Origin of the sequence: Romboutsia faecis (assembly GCF_014323405.1) — a bacterium.
Taxonomy (GTDB): Bacteria; Bacillota; Clostridia; order Peptostreptococcales; family Peptostreptococcaceae; genus Romboutsia_E; species Romboutsia_E faecis.
In genome coordinates, this window is sequence record NZ_JACRWE010000017.1 from 1 (window position 1) to 7,889 (window position 7,889).

The window sequence follows — 7,889 nt, forward strand, 5'->3', positions numbered from 1 at the left end:
CATAATTTTAATATTGACATCATGTGATTTTGTATAGTAAAATCAATATATAAAGAGGTGTCATTAATAAGTGACATAAGTATATATTAAAATTAAGAGGTGTCAATTATGATTTATGGATATATAAGGGTAAGTACAGTTAAACAAGCAAATGAGGGGAACAGTTTGGAAGGGCAGACAAAATTATTATTAGAAAATGGAGTTCCTCAAGAAAATATATTTCAAGATGCATATACAGGAACAAAAGCAGATAGACCACAGTTTAATAAGTTACTAAACGAATTGAAAGAAGGTGATACATTAGTCGTTACTAAGTTAGACAGATTTGCTAGAAGTATGATAGAAGGTTCTAAAATAGTTAATGATCTAATAGAAAAAGGCGTTAAGGTAAATGTATTAAATATTGGATTAATGGATAATACACCAGCTTCTAAGCTAATAAGAAATATATTCTTCTCATTTGCTGAATTTGAAAGAGATATGATAGTTGAGCGTACACTTGAAGGAAAGCAAATAAAAATGGAAACTGATGTAGATGCAACATTAGGAAGACCTAAGAAATTTAAAAAGGCTCAAAGAGATACGGCATTACAGTTACTTGAGGACTACTCATATAATGAAGTTGCAAAGAGGACAGGAATAAGCAGAAGAACATTGATAAGATATAAAAAAGAAAATGATTTAAAATTGTTAAAAACAGAATGCGAAGGCAAATAGAAAACAAAAAAGAAAATATTGTCAATTTATGAGAAAAAGAGTTATAATATAAAAAGACAATAGAATAAAGAAAAAAGCCTTAAATTTTACAGTCATATAGAAGTGCTTGCAACACTTAAATATGATTAAACGTACAAACTGCTTGCAACAGTTAGTAAGAGTTAGTAAAATCTAAGACTTATCATATATTTATTATACTTAGATTGTATCATTTTTCAAGTATAAATGTAAATATAGATAATTTTAGAATATACAAGCCTTAACTAACGTAAACAGTTATGGCTTTTTTTAATTCTAAAATTTATTTACAAGGAGAATTGAAAGATGAAAAAATATCAAGAACCAAACTATAATATTGATGGAGTAGATTTAAATATCTATACAGTAAAAAGAGATGATGATATAGAATACTACGCTGATAAATTAGACTATTTAAAGGCTTATCATAAAGATAAATATAATATGATAACCATGATTATAGAAATGACTTCAATTATTCAGCATAATGTTAATGCTTACAATGATGAAAATATATTTAACAAAGATATCTTCGATAAAAATTTTGTAATTAGCGAAATTTCAAGAGCGAAAAGTGCAAGGGATGTAAGAATTATAAAAAATATAATCAAATCATTTGATAGATAGACCAATATAATGGGGGAAGTGATTAACTAATGATAAGTTTAAAAAATATAATAGACGGATTAAAAAGTAATCCGTCTATACTTGAAAATACATTAAATTTATATGGAAGCTATGAAAAAAATAAAAATAGAAACTGTGTGCATTGTAGTAGTTCAGATGCACTAAAAATAAATAAGAAAAATAATACTTACAAATGCTTTAGTTGTGGAGCTGGTGGGAGTGTAATAGATTTAGTCATAAATAAAGAGAAAACTGACTTTATGGGAGCTATAAAAAAGCTATGTATTGATAATGGCATAGAACTACCAAAAGCAGAATATACAGAAGAAGAAAAGAAAGCTTTTAAAAAGGCTTTAGAAGATAAAAAAGAAATTAATAAATATATATTTAAACTTGAAAATGAGTTAAAAAATCCTAATACAAACATAGATACTAAGTTTAGGATTAGTTGCCTTATAGATAACTTAAAAGAAAATAAGGACTTCATTAATGATACTGAAATAATTAATTATTCAAAATTTAAAGCAAATAAAACAATAAGCATAGATAAATACATATCAGAACATGATGAAGCAGTTACAAATGCTATAAATGGTGCAAAAGGTGGGGAAACTCACCTTCTAATTGCCCCTACTGGAAGCGGAAAAACCTATTCAATAATAAATATATTAAAAAAATATAAATATAAAGCTATATTTATATTACCTAATAGTGCAAATGTTGAACAAGTAATGTCTGAATATAATATTCCAGGGGCATACGATAAACTATCGGCAACAGATGCAATGGAAAAAGATAATGTAGTCGTAATGACATGGGATAAGGTATCTAAACTAACAGAAGCGGATTTAAGTGAATATATAATAATCATTGATGAAATACATCAAACATATACAGACACATACCGTAAAAAGGCAATAAAAGGCTTGTATGATGTATCAAAAAAATTTAAAGGTAGAATAGATATAACTGGGACACCTAATAAGTTAGATTTTGAAATATACAACTATATCACAGAGTATAAGCAAAAAGAACAAACCAAGTACAATGTAAAATTATACAATGGTATAGACACAAAAATGATTATAGATATATTAAATAATTCAAATAATTCTTCTCTACTTATGAATGATACAAAAGAATTAAAATATATATCTACAATGATAAATAAAAAAAGTGATGTAATAACATCAGATACGAAAGAAGCTAGTCAGTTATATAATAATATAATGACTAGAAGCGATATGGGCGATTTTAAGGTACTTCTAAACACAACAACTATTGTTGCAGGGGTAAACATAAAAAACCCTAATGTAAGCGACATAATAGTGTCAAATATAAAAGACCTTGGTACTATAAAGCAATATGTAGCAAGATTTAGGGATTTAAAAGAAGTTAATATACACATATTCAATAACTATCAAGAGGAATGCAAAATATACGATATAGAATGGCTTGTAAATGAAAATATAAGTAAAGCTAGTATATTAAAAGATGCATATAATGTAGCTTGTAATGGAAATACAGAGTTTTCAACATTAGGACTAAATATAAATCCAATAAACCTCGATACAAACGTATATTTCAATAGAGATATAAATAATTACGAAGTCGATAGTGTTTACATTAGAAGCCAAGTATATTCAAAATACTATAATTCAAGAACTCTAGAAAGCTTCAAGGTACTATTAGAAGAATACTTTGAGAACATAGAGATAGTCTATAATATTAAGGCTAACGAAGATATAAAAAGGGATAAAGATATATATAAACACGAATTAAAACTATCTAAAGAAGAAGCTATTGATAACCTTGAACAATACAAGGATATACTTATTGGATATGATGAAATAAAAAAATCAAAATTAAGTAGCAATCTAAAAGAATATTTAAAAATAAATAACTTGTATGTTGAAGATATTCAGAAAGAGTATTTAAAAAACAATGTCCATAAATTAATAAATGAAAATTCTTTAAAATCTATGATTAGCTTATACGGTAAATATGTTCTAGAAAATAGCTTTAGTCTTGATTTAGCTTGGAATATGGCTCAAAGAAAGAACAATAAAAAGATATTTGCTAAGATAAACACTATTATTTATGATGAGTTAAAACAAGAATATCCTAATGCTTTTAGCAATGACTACTCTTTAGAAGTTAGAATTTATAATTTAATAACTCATTACCTATATGAGGGGGTTAGTTACACTCAAGAGCATCTAGAAGATTTATCAGAAGCTTTAAGGATAGCATTTGGTGATAACTGGTCATTATCTACCAAAAAAATTAGTGCTGTTTTAAATCAAATTTATAATATTGATAGGGTGAAAATAAATTTAAGTGTCTCAGATAAAAATTACAATTTTTATAAAAATATATTACCAGGAAGTGAGACAAATGAAAAAAGAATAAATGCTTATACAATTAAATCGAGAATAGATATTTCGGACATAAAAAAGGAACTTGGGGCAACAAGTTCCGATATGAGTTTAGAATACTCTATTCAAAAAAGAAAAGCTAAAATATTAAGCCAACTAGATAGTAATCATAAGGAAATACTATTAGAAGGAATATTTTAAGTTTTAGAGTGTTATGTGATTTCGCCGTCCTTAACACTCTTTTTTATTACGATATAAGTATACCTGTATTTTTATAAAAAAACAATAAGTGGTTTCGAAAAGTCGGAAAAAACACGAGAAAATGAAACCAATAAATTGAGAGTAAAACTTTCGGACATAAAAATTCAATTATTTTATTTTGAAGGTTATTAGTATGTTATAGTAGAATGAAATACATTTGTATTACAAAAGTAAACAAGGGGCGAGTTTATATGGAAAAAGATAAGTTTAATAATTTAAGTTTAATTGAGCAAGTTGAATATATTAATTCTCTATTAGAGGGAAATAAGACATTAACTAATATCGCAAAGGATATAGGTATAGGAAGAAGCACTATAAGAGATAGATTTAAAAAGATAAATTATAGATATAGCAAGGATTTGAACAAATATATAAAAGATATTAACGTCAGTAATACAGGCGTAATACGAGGTAGTGCAGATGTTATGAAGAATAGACAAAAGGAATTAAATACAATAGATAGAGCAGATTTAAAAAAGTATAACGTCAGTAATACAAGTATTGATAATTTTAATAGTAATATAAAAGATAAGCTAGTAAATATAACTAATGAATATGAAGTATTAATGGAAATGATTGAGTTATACAAAAGTAATACAAATGTTTTACAAGGTCAGATATGCATAGATTTACCTATTTGTGATAGTGAGCTAACATCATTTAGAGTAAATAAAAAAGTTCTTAATGATTTTAATGAGTTTGTAAAACATAATAAGGAATTTAGAAAAATAGACTTAGTTTCTATGGCTTTAAAAGAATATATGGAAAATCATAAATAATGCACATATTATAGATGTATGTGCATTATTTATGTGTATTTTGCGTTGAAATGTTGCATATTTTAAAAGTAGATGTTATTATTGAGTTAAGTGTGGAGGAAATTATTGTGAATTCAATAGAAGTGTATAAAAAAGTATTTGGTCAAGATATAAAAAGAACAAGAGAGTTCTTCGGATATAGTCAAGAATATATGGCAGAGAAAATAGGAGTAAGTAAAGGTACTTATAGAAACTTAGAAGGTGGGCAGAGAATACCTACAACAGAACAAATTGAAGCATTATCAGTTGTTTTTAAAATAGACTTTAAAACATTAATGCAGTATGTATTTAAAGATTGGACAAGATACGTTAAGTCTAATTATCCAGAATTAACGGAATCTGAATATGCTGAAAAAATGATAGAAGTTTTGGATAAGCAAAACTCTATAATAGAAAAATGGGAAGAGGAAAAGAAAAATATCTCATTTAATATAGAAAAGAAAATTTTAGAAACTATTGAAATGTATCAAAGGCTTCATGGTGGAGTGAAAGTATTATCAGAAGTAGAGAAGAAGGATTTATTGGAACAAGTTAGCTTAACTATGGATTTGAAAATTAAACAAGTAATAAGACGAAAATAAATATCATAAAGGAGGTTTACGATATGGATAGATTAAGAGATAAATTAAGACCAATATGGAATAATTACAAGTCAGATGTAAGGAAAATTGAAAGTAGATATAAAGTATATTTATCAAGTGATGCAAAAGATACTTATTCAGATACTTTTATAAATGAAAAAAGAGAAGAACAGAATAATGAAATTGATAATTTAAGAATAAAATACGAAAAAATGATGGATGATGCTTTAGAGCATAGGCTTAAAGAATTTGAGCCAAAAGAAAAGATTATAAATTCTTTAGAGTATCAGGCTAAATTATCAAATACATTATCAATTTTAGAAATGTCTGAAGGAGAAGTTGATGGAAATATCCTTAAATTCATATTAGAAGCTAATGACAATGTTACATTTAGTGTTATAAAAAGAAAGTATGAAGGATTTATTACACCATTGTCTGAATGGTTAAGCAGAAATGATAACAGTAAATTAGTTGATAGAATAGAGAAATTTACAAAAGACTTGAAGAATAACATGAGTTCTAGGTCAATAAGTAATGCTTTTGGAAATTCAAATGATTGGGATAGTTCTACATTAGACCTAATTCAATTCTAAGCACATTTAAACTAAAAAATACCCACTAATATTAATACCCATGTGGGTATTTTTTATAAAGAAATGTAGAGGTGTAATTAAAAGAATGAGAGTAGAAGCATTTAGAACTCAAAAGGATATAGATAAGTTTAAAAGATATTTAAAACGACATAAGGATAAAAGATTATATCCTATGTTCATTATTGGTAGTAATACTGGGTTAAGGATTTCTGATATAGTACCACTGAAGGTAAATCAGTTTAGAAACAAAGATTACTTAGTTATAAAAGCAGAAGAGAAGACTGGAAAAAGAAAAACAATAATAATAAATAAAGCAATAAGAGAAGTGATTGATGAATATTACAAAGAAGCCAAAGATGATGATTTCTTATTTGAGAGCCAAAAGGGTGGTCATATATGCGAAGGTCATGCATGGAGATTATTTAAAGAAGCTAGTAAGAAATGCAGGATTAAATACAATATAGGCACTCATACTATGAGGAAAACACTAGGTAAAAAGGTTAATAAAATACATGGAATAGAAACTGCACAGAAGATATTGGGACATGAAAATCAAAGAGATACACTTGTATATTTAGGATTAGAGCAAGAAATGATAGACGGAATAATGATGGACATAAATATATAGTGATATTTTTTTTCACTTGAAAAAATGTGAGAATTTACAACCCTATATTACATTTCATTCTCAATACTAAAAATAAATAGCTTTAAGTTAAGTAAAATCAATATATAGAGTTGAATTACAAAAATGTGAGAATTAGAGGAAAAATTACATTTTTTTATAGGGGTGTATCTGTTGATATATCTTGGATAGAAGCTAAATAAAGCTTGTTTTATAAAAATCTCTATTATCATTTAAGAATTTAAGTATTTTTTGAATAACAAACGCTAGAGCCAAGTTCAAACAATTATCATGCAAGAAGTAAGTAAAATCAATCACTTAAAGGTAACTTGCGTTTGTTAAATGAGAAATGCAACTCGAATAAGTCGCGTATATGTTGATTTTTTAATGAGAATCAATGTTTGCGTTTATAAAAAAAGTACATACGAATATAAGAAGGAGTTTTAAATATGGAGTATATACAAAATAAAAAGTTATATAGTGATGGAATTTTAATTGCACATATGGCTGAAGCAACAACAAAGAGTATAAAAAAAATAGCCTTACAAAAAGAAATAGGAAGTTTTAGTACCTTTTGCATTAAAGAAGGCAAAAAAAGAGATTTAAAAAATATACTGGAAAGCGAAGAAATAAAGAATATTTTAGAAGCTAAAGATATTGTTTATGATATGAGGTATTGGAAAAGAAAGTATTTAATATTTAATTTTTTTGTGGGTAGTGTAGACCATGAATGTTCACATATAGCATCTAACTTTATAGATTTTTAAAGATGCATTTATAGGTTGCGAAAAGTAGGTTTTTTATTGAGAATACGCAACCTATATGAAACAAAGTAATTATAATTATTATTTATGGGTGATTTTATGATTAGTAAATTAGCGATAGTCTATCAGCTATCAATTGATATAGATTTTAAGACATATATTTTTATAGGTCATACTTTTGACTTATTAGAAACTCAAGAAGAAGAAATTCAAAAGCTAATAAGCAATAAGCATGAAAATAAAAAGCTTCAAGAAAAGTTTAATCAGTTAATAGAGAAGAAGCCAAAACTACTAGGTCTGCATTTAAGATTTAAGACCTTACAAGCATTAAGACCAGATTATTATCCTAGTAATGTTTTACCAATGCTTATGAAAGAATTAGAAAAATCTTTTATAAATACCATAAGAGAAGATTATAAAGGCAGAGGGAAAGAACATTTGATATTAAATGACTAATTTGTAAAAGGGCGAGTTCTAACAAGATAAAGATAGTGACATAATTTTAAT

9 protein-coding genes are annotated in these 7,889 nt (G+C 26.3%); all 9 read left to right on the forward strand.

The features are described 5' to 3' along the window. The first annotated feature begins 108 nt into the window (after positions 1-108). Positions 109-717, forward strand: coding sequence for a recombinase family protein (locus H8923_RS16690; protein WP_187127996.1), 609 nt, complete (start codon positions 109-111; stop codon positions 715-717). Between the two features lie 324 nt (positions 718-1,041). Next, complete coding sequence (locus H8923_RS16695) at positions 1,042-1,362, forward strand: hypothetical protein (protein ID WP_153973176.1); 321 nt, start codon at positions 1,042-1,044, stop codon at positions 1,360-1,362. Between the two features lie 29 nt (positions 1,363-1,391). Further along, on the forward strand, positions 1,392-3,941 hold the full coding sequence (locus tag H8923_RS16700) for a DEAD/DEAH box helicase family protein (RefSeq protein WP_153973175.1): 2,550 nt from the start codon (positions 1,392-1,394) through the stop codon (positions 3,939-3,941). 251 nt (positions 3,942-4,192) lie between these two features. After that, complete coding sequence (locus tag H8923_RS16705) at positions 4,193-4,780, forward strand: helix-turn-helix domain-containing protein (RefSeq protein ID WP_153973174.1); 588 nt, start codon at positions 4,193-4,195, stop codon at positions 4,778-4,780. A gap of 107 nt (positions 4,781-4,887) precedes the next feature. Next, positions 4,888-5,400, forward strand: coding sequence for a helix-turn-helix domain-containing protein (locus H8923_RS16710; RefSeq protein WP_172976774.1), 513 nt, complete (start codon positions 4,888-4,890; stop codon positions 5,398-5,400). Positions 5,401-5,423: 23 nt separating this feature from the next. Then, positions 5,424-5,993, forward strand: coding sequence for a hypothetical protein (locus tag H8923_RS16715; RefSeq protein WP_153973172.1), 570 nt, complete (start codon positions 5,424-5,426; stop codon positions 5,991-5,993). 85 nt (positions 5,994-6,078) lie between these two features. Continuing rightward, on the forward strand, positions 6,079-6,621 hold the full coding sequence (locus tag H8923_RS16720; protein WP_172976773.1) for a tyrosine-type recombinase/integrase: 543 nt from the start codon (positions 6,079-6,081) through the stop codon (positions 6,619-6,621). A gap of 446 nt (positions 6,622-7,067) precedes the next feature. After that, positions 7,068-7,385, forward strand: coding sequence for a hypothetical protein (locus H8923_RS16725; protein WP_153973170.1), 318 nt, complete (start codon positions 7,068-7,070; stop codon positions 7,383-7,385). A 96-nt stretch (positions 7,386-7,481) separates the two neighbouring features. Continuing rightward, positions 7,482-7,838, forward strand: coding sequence for a hypothetical protein (locus tag H8923_RS16730; protein ID WP_153973169.1), 357 nt, complete (start codon positions 7,482-7,484; stop codon positions 7,836-7,838). The last annotated feature ends 51 nt before the right edge of the window (positions 7,839-7,889 follow it).